The organism is Modestobacter muralis (genome assembly GCF_010682105.1).
GTDB lineage: Bacteria > Actinomycetota > Actinomycetes > Mycobacteriales > Geodermatophilaceae > Modestobacter > Modestobacter muralis.
On the sequence record NZ_JAAGWH010000012.1, the window covers coordinates 113,454 to 129,309 of the forward strand.

Consider the following 15,856-nt stretch of genomic DNA (forward strand, 5'->3'; position numbering starts at 1 on the left):
CGCCGTGCCGACGGCCGTGTCGGACCCGTGGGCAAGACTGCGTCGGTGACCGTCGAGCTGCCCGGGCGCCCGGCCGGCGACGCGGTGTCGCGGGTGCTGCTCACCCGGCGCGGGCCCGACGTGGTGGTCGTCCGCGACCTGTCCGCCGACGGCCGCACCGTGGGGCTGACCGAGGTGCCGGCCGGGAGCCTGCCGCGGTTCGTGGCCGGCCGGGAGCCCGCCCGCCCGCGCTGGGTGTGGGACGACACGACGCGCTGGTACCCGCAGCTGCTGGCCGCCGGGGTCCGGGTGGAGCGCTGCACCGACCTGCGGCTGGCCCACGCGGTCCTGCGGCGCTCGCCGTTCGCCGACCCGGCGCTGCTGACCGGCCCGGACACCGCGGGCTGGGACGCGCTGGAGCCGGTGTCCGCCGCCGAGCCGGCGCTCTTCCCGCTCGACGACCCGGCCGACGGGCTCGACCCCGCCGCCGAGCACGAGCGGCAGCAGGCGACCGTGGCTGCCTCGCCGCAGCGGGCGCGGCTCGGGCTGCTGCTGGCCGCGGAGTCCGGCGGGGCACTGGTCGCGGCGGAGATGACGCACGCCGGGATGCCGTGGCGGGCCGACGTCCACGACCGGCTGCTGACCGAGCTGATGGGCCCGCGGCCGGTGCGCGGTGCGCGACCGGCGGGGCTGGAGCGGCTGGTGCCGGCCGTCCGTGCCGCGCTGGGCGCCCCCGACCTCAACCCCGACTCCCCGCCGGACCTGCTGCGGGCGCTGCAGACCGCGGGGCTGCCGGTGGCCGACACCCGGTCGTGGACGCTGGAGCAGGTCGACCATCCCGTGGTCGGGCCGCTGCTGGAGTACAAGAGGCTCTCCCGTCTGCTGGCCGCCAACGGCTGGGCGTGGCTGGACGCCTGGGTGGCCGACGGCCGGTTCCGGCCCACCTGGCTGCCCGGCGGCGTGGTCACCGGCCGGTGGGCGTCCTCCGGCGGCGGGGCGCTGTCGGTGCCCGCGCCGGTGCGCCCGGCCGCCCGGGCCGACGACGGGTGGCTGTTCGTGGTGGCCGACGTGGCGCAGCTGGAGCCGCGGGTGCTGGCCGGGATGAGCGGCGACACCGCGATGGCCGAGGCCGCGCGTGCCGCCGACCTGTACCAGGGCATGGTCGACAGCGGGGCGGTCGCGACCCGCGCGGAGGCCAAGATCGGGATGCTCGGGGCGATGTACGGCGCGACCCGTGGCGAGAGCGGCCGGATGATGCCGGGGCTGACCCGCCGCTACCCGCGGGCGATCGGGCTGGTCGAGGAGGCCGCCCGCGCCGGGGAGCGCGGCGAGGTCGTGCACACCCTGCTCGGTCGTGGGTCGCCGCTGCCCACCGGTGCGTGGGCGGTGCCCGCCGGCGAGGAGCCCGACGGCGGACTGTCCGCGGAGGACCGCGGGCGCGAGCGCCGGTCGTGGGGCCGGTTCACCCGCAACTTCGTCGTCCAGGGCACCGGTGCGGAGTGGGCGCTGTGCTGGCTGGCCGACCTCCGCAACCGGCTGTGGCGACTGGGGTCCGGCGAGCTCACGAGCCGCCCGCACCTGGTGTTCTTCGTGCACGACGAGGTGGTGGTGCACACCCCGGCCGAGCTCGCCGACGAGGTGGGCGCGGTGGTGCGCACCGCCGCGGCGGAGGCCGGCCGGCTGCTGTTCGGGTCCTTCCCCGTCGACTTCCCGCTCGACGTCGCCGCCGTCGGGTCCTGGGCCGACGCCCACTGACACCCACAGGGCCCGCCGCGTGACCGGTGTCGGCCGGTCCGCCTGTGCGGTGCGCGCCGCCGTGACCTCCTCGTCGGGCACGGCGGCGCCTCCCCCAGCAGAGCTCAGCGGCTGCTGATCACCACCAGGGAGCAGCCGGACTCGCCGAACGGCTCGACCTCGAAGCCAAGCTGGAGCAGGCACTCGGCCACGGCCAGGTTCATCGCTGCCTGCACCGCGGCGTGCACCTCGCCCGAGCGGACGTCCTCGGAGCTCGCGCGGTGGTGCTGGTGCCAGCTGACGACGATGCCCGGACGACCCGGCTCGGGGCTCAGGCACACGCCACCGGCGGTCTCCTCCCCCACGCAGTCGTGCAGCGACAGCCCGGACTCCACCAGCGCGGACGCCACCTCCACGACCAGCGTCACCAGCTCGTCGTCATCGGCGAAGTCGTGGTCCCACTCGGCGGGCAGCCGGTCCAGCTGGTCGCTGAGGTCGCTGAGCCAGGCCCGCTCCTCGGGCAGCTGACGGCGCACCACGCGGCCGTCGGCGCGACGGACCCCGTGCACCGGCTGGCCGGCACCGGTCAGGCCGGCCCACTCGGCCTCGATCCGGTCGGTGAACGGCCCGGACACGACCTGCTCCCCCGGGCGCTCCTCGGACTCCGCGACCAGCCACCAGGCCGCCGGCCCGTGGTCCGCGACGCGCTTGCCGGCGGGGTGAGCGGCCAGGCCGGCCGTCCGCCCCTCCTGCTCGGTCCGCGGCTCCTGCACCGCGAGCACCATCGGGGCGACCTCGTTGGCCGCGGGGCCGGCAGCCTCGGCCGACCCGACGACCGCTCCGGCCGTGGCGAGCGCCGGCGCCTCGACCCGGGTGCGCTGCCCCGGCAGCTGGGTGCGCTGCACCTGGTTGCGCTCGAACTCGTACCGCGCCGTCGAGCTCTGCGCGAGGGCCACGACGAGCGCGGCCATCACGACGAAGCCCACCACGGCGACCACCGGCCAGATGATCACAGCGCGACCTCCGTCGCGACCGAGGAGGAACGGGGGACGGGGACGACGACCGGGGCGACGGCGCCCCAGGCGGCGGCGCGGCGGGACGAGCTCCGCGCCCAGCCGCGCAGCTCCGCGGCGGACCGGCGGAAGGTCCGGCGGGCCGACACCGGCGACTCGTCGGCGAAGAACTCCAGCAGCGCGTCCAGGCCCACCTCCTCGTTCCGGGAGGGGAGGCGCCCGGACGACGGGCGGGTCAACAGGTCAAGGGGCGTGCTCACGCGGGACTCCTCGGTGCTCCGTCGCGGCTGGGGAAGTGCCGCGGACGTGGGCAAAAGGTAGGTCTCGACGGGCCCCGCACAGGCCCGGTCCGACACCTCCGGGACAGGCCCGTCACCCAATCGTTGTCGGAGGCACCGGGGCGGTCGACGACCCGCCTCACCTCAGCCGCCTTGTCGACTTGACACCGTGCTTGACCTGGGATTTCGCGTCGGCGGGGGTCGATGATCACGGCGGGGCCCTCCGGCGCGGCATGTCGCGGCGGGCCCGGCGGAGGCCACCGGGAGGTGCCCGGCCCGCCCCTCCGCCCGGACCGGCCGCACCCGGTGCGGTCAGGCGCCGACGTAGGCCGCGAGGTGCTCCCCGGTGAGCGTCGAGCGGGCGGCGACCAGGTCGGCCGGCGTGCCCTCGAAGACGACCCGGCCGCCGTCGTGGCCGGCGCCCGGTCCGAGGTCGATGATCCAGTCGGCGTGCGCCATGACCGCCTGGTGGTGCTCGACCACGATCACCGACGTGCCGGAGTCGACGAGCCGGTCCAGCAGACCCAGCAGCTGCTCGACGTCGGCGAGGTGCAGGCCGGTCGTCGGCTCGTCCAGGACGTAGACGCTGCCCTTCTCCCCCATGTGCGTGGCCAGCTTCAGCCGCTGGCGCTCGCCGCCGGACAGGGTGGTGAGCGGCTGGCCCAGGCTGAGGTAGCCCAGCCCGACGTCGGCGAGCCGGGTGAGGACGGCGTGCGCGGCCGGGGTGCGCGCATCCCCCGCGGCGAAGAAGTCCAGCGCCTCGGTGACCGGCATGGCCAGCACCTGGCTGATGTCCTTGCCGCCCAGGGTGTACTCGAGGACCTCGGCCATGAAGCGCCGGCCCTCGCAGACCTCGCAGGGGGTGGCCACCCCGGCCATCATCGCCAGGTCGGTGAACACCACGCCGGCGCCGTTGCAGTTCGGGCAGGCACCCTCGGAGTTGGCGCTGAACAGGGCCGGCTTCACGCCGTTGGCCTTGGCGAACGCCTTGCGGATCGGGTCGAGCAGGCCGGTGTAGGTCGCCGGGTTGCTGCGCCGGGAGCCCTTGATCGCGCCCTGGCCGATCGACACCACCCCGGCGCCGGCCGGGATCGACCCGTGCACCAGGGAGCTCTTGCCCGACCCCGCCACCCCGGTGACGACCACCAGGACGCCCAGCGGGACGTCGACGTCCACGTCGGCGAGGTTGTGCGCGCTCGCCCCGCGGATCTCCAGCGCGCCGGTGGGGGTGCGCACCGTCTCCTTGAGCGTGGCGCGGTCGTCGAAGTGGCGGCCGGTGAGGGTGCTGCTGGCCCGCAGCCCCTCGACGGTGCCCTCGAAGCAGATGGTGCCGCCCGCGGTGCCGGCGCCGGGGCCCAGGTCGACGACGTGGTCGGCGATGGCGATCGCCTCGGGCTTGTGCTCCACGACCAGCACGGTGTTGCCCTTGTCCCGCAGCTGGAGCAGCAGGGCGTTCATCCGCTGGATGTCGTGCGGGTGCAGCCCGATCGTGGGCTCGTCGAAGACGTAGGTGACGTCGGTGAGCGAGGACCCGAGGTGCCGGATCATCTTCACCCGCTGGGCCTCCCCACCCGAGAGCGTCCCGGACGGCCGGTCGAGGCTCAGGTAGCCCAGGCCGATGTCGACGAAGGAGTCCAGCGTCGCGCGCAGCGCGTCCAGCAGCGGTGCCATCGACGGCTCGTCGAGGCCGCGCACCCAGCCCGCCAGGTCGCTGATCTGCATCGCGCAGACGTCGGCGATGCTCAGCCCGCCGATCTTCGACGACCGGGCGGCCGCGGTGAGCCGGGTGCCCTCGCAGTCGGGGCAGGTGGTGAAGGTGACCGCGCGTTCGACGAAGGCGCGGATGTGCGGCTGCATCGCGTCGACGTCCTTGGACAGCATCGACTTCTGCAGCTTGGGGATCAGCCCCTCGTAGGTGAGGTTGATGCCCTCGACCTTGATCTTGACCGGCTCCCGGTGCAGCAGGTCGTGCAGCTCCTGCTCGCCGTAGTCGTGGATCGGCTTGTCCGGGTCGAAGAAGCCGCTGCCCATGAAGATGCGGCCGAACCAGCCGTCCATGCTGTAGCCGGGGATGGAGAACGGGCCCTCGCGCAGCGACTTGCTGTCGTCGTAGAGCGCGGTCAGGTCGATGTCGTTGACCTGCCCGCGGCCCTCGCAGCGCGGGCACATGCCGCCGGTGATGCTGAACTCGCGCCGCTCCTTGACCGTCTGGCCGCCGCGCTCGATGGAGACCGCACCGGCGCCGCTGATCGAGGCGACGTTGAAGGAGAAGGCCTGGGACGAGCCGATGTGCGGCCGGCCCAGCCGGCTGAAGACGATCCGCAGCATGGCGTTGACGTCGGTCGCCGTCCCGACGGTGGAGCGCGGGTTGGCGCCCATCCGCTCCTGGTCGACGATGATCGCCGTGGTCAGGCCCTCGAGCAGGTCGACGTCGGGGCGGGCGAGGCTGGGCATGAAGCCCTGCAGGAAGGCGCTGTAGGTCTCGTTGATCAGCCGCTGGGACTCCGCGGCGATCGTGCCGAAGACCAGCGAGCTCTTGCCCGAGCCGGAGACCCCGGTGAACACCGTCAGCCGCCGCTTGGGCAGCTCGATGCTGACGTCCTTGAGGTTGTTGGCGCGTGCGCCCTGCACGCGGATCAGGTCGTGCCGGTCGGCGCTGCGCACCTCGTCCGTCGAGCTCATCGTCTCCGCACCCCTCGCCCCTGGTCGGTCCAGCGGGGCATGTGTACCGGACTCATCCCACAGTCGGCGACCCCCGCGGCGCCGTCCGTCCGCTCGTCTTGCTGCCCGGCGCCGGGCACCGCATGGTCGGGGCATGACCGCGCTCAGGGTTCTGTTCATCGGCGGGACCGGGATCATCAGCTCGGCGTGCGCCCGGCTGGCGGTGGAGCGCGGCATCGAGCTGCACCTGCTGAAGCGGAACCGGTCCTCGCTCCGGCCGGTGCCCGAGGGCGTGGTGCTGCACGAGGGCGACGTCCGGGACCCCGCCGGCGTCCGGCGGGCCCTGGGCGACCAGGACTTCGACGTCGTCGTCGACTGGGTGGCGTTCACGCCGGAGCACGCGCAGACCGACGTCGACCTCTTCACCGGCCGGACCGGGCAGTACGTGTTCATCAGCTCGGCCTCGGCGTACCAGACCCCGCCGCTGCGGCTGCCGATCACCGAGTCCACGCCGCTGCGGAACCCGTTCTGGGCCTACTCGCGGGACAAGATCGCCTGTGAGGACCTCCTGGTCTCCGCGTACCGCGCCACCGGTTTCCCCGTGACGATCGTGCGGCCCTCGCACACCTACGACGCGGCCACGGTCCCCCTCGACGGGGGCTGGACGGTCATCGACCGGATGCGCCGCGGCGAGGAGGTGGTGGTGCCCGGCGACGGCACGTCGCTGTGGACGCTCACCCACGCCACCGACTTCGCCCGCGCGTTCGTCGGTCTCCTCGGCCGGTCCGAGACCCTCGGCGAGGCCTTCCACGTCACCTCCGACGAGGCGATCACCTGGGACCGCATCACCACGCTGCTGGCCCGGGCGGCCGGCGTCGAGCCCCGGCTGGTGCACGTCCCCTCCGACGCGATCGCCGCGGCGGACCCCGAGTGGGGTGCCGGGCTGCTCGGGGACAAGACGCACTCGGCGGTCTTCGACAACACCAAGGTGCGCACCCTCCTGCCGGACTCCGCGGCGCGCGTGCCGTTCGAGCGGGGCGCGCGGGAGATCGTCGAGTGGCACGACGCCCACCCCGAGCACCGGACCGTCGACGCCCGGATGGACGCGCTGATGGACCGGCTGGTCGAGGCCTACCGCCCCCGGCCGCTCTGAGCACCCCGACGGTTCCGCGGAACCGTCGGGGTGCTCAGGAGTGCCGGGCGAGCGCGCCCGTCGGGCTCACACCGCGGCGACGCCCGACCCGGCCGTGGCCTGGGCGGCGGTGCGTGCCGCCTCGACGGTGACGTCGATGACGCGGTCCACCTCGTCGGCGGAGAGGTCGTTGGCCATCGGGAGGGCGAGAGCACGCGCGGCGAGGTCGTCGGTGACGGTGAGGGGACCGTGCACCGGGGAGCCGGCGTACGCCGGGTGCCGGTGGACCGGCCGCTCGTAGTAGGCGGTGACGCCGATCTGCCGACCCGCTGCCACGGCCAGGACCGCCGTCCGCGTCGCGGCGTCGGGAGCCGAGACGTACCCCGCCTGCCACGTCCCGCCCGCGTTGCCGGTCTGGAACCGGAAGCCGAACGGCTCCAGCCGCTCCCGGTAGGTCTGGGCGATCTCCCGCCGACGTGCCAGGACGGTGTCGAAGGAGTCCAGCGCCGCCAGCGCGGTCGCGGCGTGGAGCTCGTCCATCTTCGCGTTGATCCCGGCGTAGGTGGCGAGCCTGCCCTGCGCGAAGCCGAAGGAGTGCAGGGCCTCGATGCGCTGCAGCAGGTCCTCGTCGAGGGTCGTGATGAGACCTCCCTCGCCGATCGCGAACGTCTTCGTGGCGTGGAAGGAGTAGACGTGCGGCACCGTGTCGCGGCCGCTGCGGGCACCGGTGTCGTCGAGCCCGCCGAAACCGGCCGCCGCGTCGACGACCAGCGGGACGCCGGCGTCCGCGCAGAGCTGCTTCCAGCGCTGCTGGGTCGCGGCCGAGGCCGGCAGGCCGAAGGTGTGCGTGCCGAGCACCGCGGCGACCTGGCCGGGGAAGGTGTCCAGCACGTCGGCCAGCGCGTCGGCGTCCATCTGCCAGCTGTCGGGTTCGACGTCGATGAACAGCGGCTGCAGGCCCATGATCCGTGCGGCGCCGGCCGTGGCGACGAACGTGTACGAGGGCATCACCACGTAGGGCCGGTCACCGGTGCCGTGCGCGTCGAGCACTGCCTTGATGGCCACGATCAGCCCGCTCGTCGCGTTGTTGACGGGCACGGTGCCGACCCCGCCCAGGTGGTCGGACAGGGCGGCGCGGAGCAGCCGCTCGCACGGCCCGCCGTTGGAGAAGAACCTCGCCTCTTCCGCGAGCCGGTAGTACGGCGCGATCGCTGCCAGGGACGGCAGCTGCGGCCGCAGGAACGGGATGGCGGTCACGCCGTCGCCCCCTTCGGGTCGACCGGGAGCCCGCTGCCCGCGGCCCAGGACCAGGTGTCCGCGGCGACCGCGGCCCAGTCCGTCGTGGCGCTCCGGGCGCTCAACTCGTGCCTGGCACCGGGGATGGGGGCCTCCATGTGGTGGACGAGCTCGGGATCGGAGGCGAACAAGGGGTGCCGGCGGGAGGGGCGGCGCAGGGCGCGCGCGCTGACCGCCACGCGGACCGACCCACGCGCCAGCGCCTTCGGCCACCCGGCCGGCGGCACCGCGCGGAAGGGCAGCAGGTCGGCGCGCAGCTCGGCGGCGGTGTAGGGCAGGTAGCCGGCCGTGGCCGCCCAGCTCGCCTGGTCCCACGCCCCACCGCTGAGGGCGGTGAACCGGAGCAGGCTCAGGTCCTGCCGCAGGGTGCTCAGCCGGGTGCCGAGGGTGCTGGTGGCGTAGGCGGCCGGGTACCAGTCCACGTCGCCGGTCGTGGCGACCGCACCCGCCGTGCCGGCGCCCGGCTCCGACGCGAGGACGGCGCGGCGCCGGCTCGCGGCCGTGTCGAGGGCACCGGAGCCGTACACGGTCACGTACGAGGCCCGGGGAAGCGCCTCGACGCCCTGCGCCAGGCGACGCAGGGCGTCCGGGCGGTAGAGGTAGTCGTCCTCGGCGAACCAGAGGAACTGGTCGGGGGACGCCTCGCGCGCGGCCTCACGGCTGAAGGTGGCGCGCAGCGAGCGGGCGTCGCTGCCGCCCTTGATGTCCACGACCTCCCCCGTGGCCTCCATGAGCGTCAGCAGCGGCCCGGGTCGCACCTGGTCGTTGACGTAGACGAGCTCGGGCGCCTGGTCCAGCTGCTCCGCTGCCCGCAGCATCGAGACCAGCGCCAGCACCTTGCTGTAGTACGCCGGCCGGGGCTTGGTGTTCTCCCCGCCGTAGTGGCGGTACAGCACGCGCAGGGGAGGGGGGTGGGGCGTCAAGCTGAGCTCCTCTCGAGCGACGACCCACCGGATGCGGGCCGCCCGGACAACGTCTCGGGTGACGAAGACGGCGTCCCCAGGTGACGTGTTCCGCCTCTGGGTCGTCACCCGTGCGGGCGTTGCCGCTCTCGGGTCTGGACCGTCTGCCCCGCGATCATGGCTGCCTGCGGGGTCCTTCGGACAGTCCGCGCAGGCCGTGTCACCCAGCAGGGTCACGCCGGCTCGCGACGACCAGGTCGACGGGGAGGACCCGCGGAGACCTGACGACGTGGTCACGACCTGTGAGGCCCATGTCCCTTCCAGTGCGTGGGCGAACTCTCCACAAGAGAGACCCGGCTCGACGCCGTCCGGGAAGCCGTGGCTGCCGAAGCAGAGCCGCTGGTCACGCTCACACATCTGCTTCGGCTGTGTCGCGACGAACACCAGGTTCTGTGGGAGCGGATGAACGACCCGCCATGCCGCGCGCGCATGGCGTGCGTAGAGGTGGACCTGGCCGCGGTCCTACCCGCATCCGGCGCCGCGTCCAGGCTGTCCCCGGCGCTTCGCCGCGCCCTCGCCGCGGCGCTCGTGTCGACCGATGACACCCCTGGCGTCGTGGTCGCGCGTTCCCTGGCCGACCTGCTCGACTCCCATTCCGGTCACACCTTCGCGGCGTCATTCACGGCCCGCAGCCCCTACCAGCCAAGGATCGGCGTCCCGCTCCCGCCGGACGGTCCGGACCTGCGCCAGGTCACCGCACTTTCAGCCACCTCCCCACCCTGGCGACTGGCCAACCGGCTGGACGAGAGGCGCATCGTTGTCCACGGCCGTCACTCTCCGGAGGGCCGCTGTCCTCGTGCTGCTCGCCGACGGGCGGTCCAGGCCGACTGTGCTGCTCACCGAGCGTTCCCCGGACCTGGCCGACCATCCCGGGCAGCTGGTCTTCCCGGGCGGTGCTGCCGACACCGGCGACGACGGGCCCTGTGACACCGCGCTGCGAGGGCCACGCGAGGAGATCGGCCCGGACCCGGTCGGCGTCCGGGTCATCGGGCAGCTGCCGCCGATGGCTCTGGCCGACAGTGGCTTCCTCGTCACCCCCGTCCTGGCATGGACCCTCGAGGCTCCCGCCCTGGACCAGATGAACCCCGCCGAGGTGAGCGCCGTCCTCCAGGTGCCTCTCCCGGGCCGGCGACGCGTAGCCGACGACGTACGCAGCCCGACCGGGCCTGCCGCTCCCGCTCGCCCCGGCTACGGGCGGATGACCGAGACCGTGCTCGACCTGCTCGCCAGCATGATCGGTGGCGACTGGGCACGTGCTCGTCGATGGCGAGGCGTGCCGCTGAGGTGGTGGATGTCCTCCTCCGGGGCGGCCGACGGCCCCGCTTCGGTTCGTCGGGTGCCCCGATCTCCCAGATGTGGAAGGCGGGTCATCGCACAACGCGCAGCTATGACGGTCTTGCCAGGTGAGAACGGTGGCGGCGGGGAGAAGTCCTGGCGAGGTAGGCGCTCAGCGCGACAACCGCGCCCGCCTCCGTGAGGAGCACGATCTGCTGCCGCGCGGTGATGGGGCCCGGGCGGGGCGCGGCCGTCTGGATCAGGCCGTTGAGCAGCGCCGCTGCGGCGACTCCAGCGATCACACGGCCGCCGACGCGGTCGGCGTGTGCAGCCAGGAGCCGCAGGTCGGAGTCCCGCAGATGCGCCTCCATGCTCGGGTTGTCGAGGAACTCGGCAAGCAGCCGCATGCTGTGCGGCGCTTCGGCACCAGCGCTGGCCACTTCCTGCACCAGTTCAGTGATCCTGCGGGCCACCGCAGCTGGGGAGAAGCGCTGGGCTGCCAGCCGATCTGCGTAGGGGGCCAGCACGCCGGCGATCTGGAAGCCCGGGTCGAGTCGTTGCCCGAGGCCTTCGGCCATCAAGAGCATCTTGAACAGCAGGGCGAGGTCGTGCGCCAGGTGCATGTGGTGCCGCCGGACCAGGCCGAGCAGTTCGCTGAGCAGCTCGGTGATCCCCCACTCCGCCAAGGCCCGACCGGTGAACCGGTTCATCAGGGGCTTCAAGTCGGCCTGCAGCGCACTGCGGTCGACGTCGGACTCGCTGGTCGCCAGGCCGAGCAGGGCGTCGGTGGTGCCGTCGAGGTCGCCGCGCATCATCCTGACCAGGAAGGTGACCAGCCCTTCCCGGAGGTGGTCGGTCAGCTCGCCGACCATGCCGAAGTCGATGATCGCCAGGCTGCCGTCGGGGCGGATGAAGAAGTTCCCCGGGTGCGGGTCTGCGTGGAAGAACCCGTCTTCGAAGACCATGTGGCAGAGCACCCCCGTCGCGCGCGCCGCCAGCTCCCGCCGGTCGATGCCTGCCGCGGCGAGGGCGTCCACGTCATCGATCTTGATGCCCCGAACGCGTTCCAGGGTGAGGACCCGTGAGGTCGTCGTCTCCCAGAAGACCGCGGGTATGTGGACATCGCGGTCGTCGGCGAAGTTCGCCGCGAAGCGTTCGGCATTGTGGGCCTCACGCAGGTAGTCCAGCTCCTTGCGGAGGCTCTCGGCGAACTCGTGAGCGATCCCGGCGACGTCGTAGTCGCGGGCGGGCGGCCACCGTCGGTTGGCCCGTCCGGCCAGGTCCTCGAGGATCGCCAGGTCAGCCTCAACTGTCTCGACGGCGCCGGGGCGTCGGACCTTCACCACCACGTCCTGGTCACCCACCTTGGCTGCGTGTACCTGGCCGATCGATGCACTGGCCAGCGGGACCGGGGCCATGTCCGCCAACGACGTGGGGTCCGGCAGTTCTTCGGCGATGGCGTTCCACACGCTCGTCACCGGGATGGGCGCCACGGAGTCCTGCAGCTTGGCCAGCTCTCTCAGGTAGTCAGGAGGCAGGATGTCCGGGCGGGTGGAGAGAACCTGGCCGAGCTTGACGAAGGTGGGGCCCAGTTCCTCCAGTGCGAGCCGCAGGTGCTCGGGCTGCGTGTAGTCCCGGCCCTTCTCGTGACCGGGGAGTCCGACCCGGAAGGGGAACCGCCCGCTCAGGCCGACGGCGCCGACGGCGAACCCCAATCCGTGCACCGAGAGGACGTCGACGATCTGCCGGTAACGCTGGGACTTGGTGAGCACGCGCTACCTCTTGACGGTGAGCCGGCCGCTGTGGCACGGAAGGGATTGGCTCAACGGTAGGCGAGCCGGTGCCGTGGCCGTCGAGGACGCCGACACGGTGCGTCGCTCCACCGGGGCGCGGCTGAAGGGCCCGTCGACGGCGTCCGGCGACCCGGCTGTGCCCGGCAGGCGGAACCACGCTCACCCGGCATGCCACCACCCGGCTGACCGAGCCCAGCCGGGCACTCACTGCTGGTTGAGGGCATCGATCGTCCTACCCTCGGGGTGCTCGACCGACTCCTTCCGACCGTGGGGCAGTGACATGGATGCACAGCAGCGCGAGAAGATCGCAGAGGGAGTGGGCATCTTCGCGGCGTTGGACCAGAGCGGCGGGAGCACTCTGCAGGCGCTGGAGCTGTACGGGATCGACCGGAGCCAGTACTCCTCCGAAGAGGAGATGTTCGATCTGGTCCACGAGCTGCGCAAGCGCGTCATCAGCAGCCCGCGCTTCACCGGCCACCACATCCTGGGGGCGATCCTCTTCACGGGGACCATGGACCGCGAGATCGAGGGCCTGGGGTCCGCGGAGTACCTGTGGCAACGCAAGCACATCGTCCCCTTCCTCAAGGTCGACCAGGGGCTGGCCGACGCCCAGCAGGGCGTGCGGATGATGAAGCCGATACCGGACCTCGACGCCCTGCTGGCTCGCGCGCTCGCCGCGGGCGTGTTCGGCACCAAGGCCCGCTCGCTGGTTCAGCGTGCCGACGAACGCGGCATCGCAGCCGTGCTCGACCAGCAGTTCGACTACGCCCGGCGGATCCTCGACGCGGGGCTGGTGCCGATCCTGGAACCCGAGGTGGAGATCACCAGCCCGCAGAAGCAAGCCGCTGAGGAGCTGCTTCGAACCGGCATCACCGACAGGCTGCGGGCGTTGCCGGAGGAGGCCCACGTGATGCTCAAGCTGTCCCTCCCCTCCGAGCCGGGCTTCTACCAGGACCTGATCACCCACCCGCGCGTGCTGCGCGTCGTCGCACTCTCCGGCGGGTACAACCGCGACAAGGCAGACCGCCTGCTCGCGCAAAACCCGGGCCTGCTTGCCAGCTTCTCCCGCGCCCTGCTGGAGGGATTGTCCGTGCACCAGACCCAGACGGAGTTCGACACCGCGCTCGGCAGCGCGATCGCCGACATCCTGGCTGCGTCCAGCACACAGCGCAGCAGGCGGCGGGCGGGCTGACGGCCAGCCAGGCCAGGGACGGTGGACTCCTCCCCCCCGGATGAGGACGACCGGACCGACCTCCCCGCCAGCGCCCTGTGGACGACCTCGAGGAAGGCGTCTCCGAGCCCCCGACTGCTGCGGCGATGGCCAGAGACTCCGAGCTCACGTCGAGCAGGACGATCGACTCTCCGATGGACGGCATCGCGAGCACGAAGGACGCGGGTCCGGCCACGCCGGCCATGAGAGCGCCCTTCCTGGCAGTGAGCGGCCGAGCCAGGATCACCACCGTCCGGAACGCCGCCAGTAGGACGACGATGCTGGCCGTCGTCCTGGCGCCGGTGATGCCGGCGGCGGGCGCGAGCGAGCGGGTGAGCGCATACCCCCCCCCCCCCCGGGTACGCCGACGCCCCGGTCATCGCCATGACATGACCGCGCCTCAGCAGTGCAACGACCATCGCGCTCCTGCTGCGGGGTCCCCCGGCCGAAGTCGCTGTGTGCCTCCACGGCGAGGGGCAGGAACCGAAGCTTCCTGAGCCCACGCAGGGCCCTGGAACGGGGCCCAGCCACGCCGAGCTGTCGCGACCGGCGACGTCGGGGCAGCGGGTGAGTGCGTCGAAGAGCCTCCTCGCGCAGCCGGGGCGACACCGAGCAGGAATAGCAACCGACAGGTTGATGGAGGTCGTCTGACACGCCTGCGCAGGACGTTGGACCCTCCCGATGCGATGCGCTCGCGCAGAACCTTCTGATGAGTGCAGGGATCATCGTGAGCGAGTGGGGGCTTGAGTCATGAATCACGACCACAGCGAGTCGCACATCTGGATCGTCGGAGGAGGCATCGCTGGAATGGCCGCCGCGGCCTTTGCCGTCCGCGATGGGCAGATCCCCGGTCAGCACGTCCACATCTTGGAGGAGCTCGGTCTCATGGGCGGCTCCATGGACGGCGCCGCGGCGCCTGCTGCTACAGAGGCATTCGTGACTCGCGGAGGCCGCATGCTGGAGGAGAGGGCATATCAGTCCACGTGGGACCTGTTCGACTCCATCCCCTCGCTGGAGCACCCGACGATCAGCGTCCGCCAGGAGATCCTCGACTTCAACGATCGCGTCCCCACCAGAGCACGTGCTCGGCTCATCAGCCGCGACCATCGCATCATCGACGCAAGCGATCTGGGCTTCTCGGTGCGCGACCGACTGGACATGTTCCGACTGATCGCCACACCGGAGTCCCAACTCGGATCGCGGCGCATCGACGAGGCGTTCACCCGCCACTTCTTCTCCACCAACTTCTGGCAGATGTGGAGGACGACCTTCGCTTTTCAGAAGTGGCACTCCGCGGTCGAGCTGCGTCGGTACTTCCTTCGCTTCATGCACGTGTTCGAGAACTTGAGCACTCTCAGCGATGTGCGCCGCACCGTCTACAACCAGTACGATTCGATGATCGTTCCATTGCAACGCTGGTTGGTCGACCAAGGCGTCGACGTGCGATTCGGGACGGCGGTCACCGACGTGGACTTCGTCGACCACGCCGAAGGTGGTCGACGGGTGACCGCGCTGCACCTGGAGACCGCTCGAGGCCACGAGCGTCTGACTCTGGGCCAGCAGGACCTGGCCCTCATCACCCTCGGCTCCATCACCGCCGACGCCCGGTACGGTGGGAACAACACGATTCCGCAGCTCGTGCGCGACCGAATCGACCCCGGCTGGTCCCTGTGGGAGGCGATCGCGAACAAGGCGTCTGACTTCGGGCGGCCCATGGCCTTTTACGGCAACGTAGATGAACACAAGTGGGAGTCCTTCACCCTGACGATGCGCGGCGACGCCTTGTTGCAGCGAATCACGGAGTACTCCGACAACCAACCAGGCACGGGCGCTTTGATGACGTGGGTGGACTCGGGGTGGCACCTGTCCATCGTCGTCCCGCACCAGCCGCACTTCCCGTCCGTCCCCCAAGGCACCTACACGCTGTGGGGTTACGGCTTCGAGGTCGACGGCACGGGCGACCACGTGCACAAGACGATGTCCGGTTCCACCGGCCGCGAGATCCTCACCGAACTCGTCGGTCAACTCGGTTTCGAGGACCTGCTCGACGAGGTGTTGGAGACCACCGAAGTCACGACGGTCATGATGCCCTACGCGTCGGCGCTCTTTGCTTGCAGAGCACCGGGCGACCGCCCGGAGGTCGTGCCCGACCGCTCCAGGAACTTCGCCTTCCTCGGGCAGTTCACCGAGCTTCCGGAGGACATCGTCTTCACCGTCGAGTACTCGATACACGGGGCGATGCATGCCATCTACACACTGCTCGGCGTAGACCGAACGACGCCGCCGATCTATCACGGGATGTTCCATCCCCGCGCCGCAGCGAGAGCGACGACGACACTGCTGCGCTGACCAGACGTCCCTCGGGGCCCTCGACGCCCACCTCGCACCCCGATCAACGAGAAGCCGCGGGTTCAGCGCCGGTCCACGTCTCGGCAACAACCCTGATCGACGGTCCCGACAGCGTTCGCCGGGCCGGGAACGTGTCCACCGCCCGCCGGAGCCTGAAGGGTCACCGGCATGAGG

Annotated in this window: 11 protein-coding genes; 5 read left to right on the forward strand and 6 right to left on the reverse strand. The window is 72.0% G+C overall.

What is annotated here, in order from left to right; all coding sequences use genetic code 11:
* The first annotated feature begins 45 nt into the window (after positions 1–45).
* Complete coding sequence (locus GCU67_RS04025; RefSeq protein WP_338104756.1) at positions 46–1,734, forward strand: bifunctional 3'-5' exonuclease/DNA polymerase; 1,689 nt, start codon at positions 46–48, stop codon at positions 1,732–1,734.
* A 104-nt stretch (positions 1,735–1,838) separates the two neighbouring features.
* Here GCU67_RS04025 and GCU67_RS04030 read toward each other — a convergent pair whose 3' ends face one another.
* The 3 genes from GCU67_RS04030 to GCU67_RS04040 all read right to left on the reverse strand — a co-directional run bounded on the left by GCU67_RS04030 (position 1,839) and on the right by GCU67_RS04040 (position 5,686).
* Positions 1,839–2,726: a hypothetical protein gene (locus GCU67_RS04030; RefSeq protein WP_163609797.1), complete on the reverse strand. Its 888-nt coding sequence runs from the start codon at positions 2,724–2,726 to the stop codon at positions 1,839–1,841.
* Positions 2,723–2,986, reverse strand: coding sequence for a hypothetical protein (locus GCU67_RS04035; RefSeq protein ID WP_163609798.1), 264 nt, complete (start codon positions 2,984–2,986; stop codon positions 2,723–2,725). Before GCU67_RS04035 ends, GCU67_RS04030 begins: the two co-directional genes overlap by 4 nt.
* Positions 2,987–3,316: 330 nt before the next feature.
* Positions 3,317–5,686: an ATP-binding cassette domain-containing protein gene (locus GCU67_RS04040; protein WP_163609799.1), complete on the reverse strand. Its 2,370-nt coding sequence runs from the start codon at positions 5,684–5,686 to the stop codon at positions 3,317–3,319.
* Between the two features lie 133 nt (positions 5,687–5,819).
* Between GCU67_RS04040 and GCU67_RS04045 the strand changes: the two genes are divergently transcribed.
* Positions 5,820–6,818, forward strand: coding sequence for an SDR family oxidoreductase (locus GCU67_RS04045; RefSeq protein WP_163609800.1), 999 nt, complete (start codon positions 5,820–5,822; stop codon positions 6,816–6,818).
* A 66-nt stretch (positions 6,819–6,884) separates the two neighbouring features.
* Here GCU67_RS04045 and GCU67_RS04050 read toward each other — a convergent pair whose 3' ends face one another.
* Together GCU67_RS04050 and GCU67_RS04055 are read right to left on the reverse strand one after the other, a co-directional pair.
* Positions 6,885–8,054 (reverse strand): aminotransferase class I/II-fold pyridoxal phosphate-dependent enzyme, encoded by a 1,170-nt coding sequence (locus tag GCU67_RS04050; protein WP_163609801.1) that lies wholly within the window; start codon positions 8,052–8,054, stop codon positions 6,885–6,887.
* Positions 8,051–9,016 carry a hypothetical protein gene (locus GCU67_RS04055; protein WP_163609802.1) on the reverse strand — a complete coding sequence of 322 codons (966 nt, stop codon included), beginning with the start codon at positions 9,014–9,016 and terminating at the stop codon, positions 8,051–8,053. The genes GCU67_RS04050 and GCU67_RS04055 overlap by 4 nt, the downstream gene beginning before the upstream one ends.
* A 577-nt stretch (positions 9,017–9,593) precedes the next feature.
* Here GCU67_RS04055 and GCU67_RS22970 point away from each other — a divergent pair.
* Complete coding sequence (locus tag GCU67_RS22970) at positions 9,594–10,532, forward strand: NUDIX hydrolase (protein ID WP_420846344.1); 939 nt, start codon at positions 9,594–9,596, stop codon at positions 10,530–10,532.
* Here the strand turns inward: GCU67_RS22970 and GCU67_RS04065 are convergent.
* Complete coding sequence (locus GCU67_RS04065; protein ID WP_163609804.1) at positions 10,441–12,102, reverse strand: AarF/UbiB family protein; 1,662 nt, start codon at positions 12,100–12,102, stop codon at positions 10,441–10,443. The genes GCU67_RS22970 and GCU67_RS04065 overlap by 92 nt on opposite strands.
* 301 nt (positions 12,103–12,403) lie before the next feature.
* On the opposite strand from GCU67_RS04065, the gene GCU67_RS04070 reads away from it, so the two are divergent.
* Positions 12,404–13,315, forward strand: coding sequence for a fructose bisphosphate aldolase (locus GCU67_RS04070; RefSeq protein ID WP_163609805.1), 912 nt, complete (start codon positions 12,404–12,406; stop codon positions 13,313–13,315).
* Positions 13,316–14,083: 768 nt separating this feature from the next.
* Entirely contained in the window at positions 14,084–15,682 is a 1,599-nt protein-coding gene (locus tag GCU67_RS04075; protein ID WP_163609806.1) for an oleate hydratase, read from the forward strand.
* Positions 15,683–15,856 lie beyond the last annotated feature (174 nt).

Coding starts and splice junctions, on each gene's coding strand:
- GCU67_RS04040 (WP_163609799.1), bottom strand. CDS start 5,686: ATGAGCTCGACGGACGAGGTGCGCAGCGCCGACCGGCACGACCTGATC.
- GCU67_RS04045 (WP_163609800.1), top strand. CDS start 5,820: ATGACCGCGCTCAGGGTTCTGTTCATCGGCGGGACCGGGATCATCAGC.
- GCU67_RS22970 (WP_420846344.1), top strand. CDS start 9,594: ATGACACCCCTGGCGTCGTGGTCGCGCGTTCCCTGGCCGACCTGCTCG.
- GCU67_RS04070 (WP_163609805.1), top strand. CDS start 12,404: ATGGATGCACAGCAGCGCGAGAAGATCGCAGAGGGAGTGGGCATCTTC.
- GCU67_RS04075 (WP_163609806.1), top strand. CDS start 14,084: ATGAATCACGACCACAGCGAGTCGCACATCTGGATCGTCGGAGGAGGC.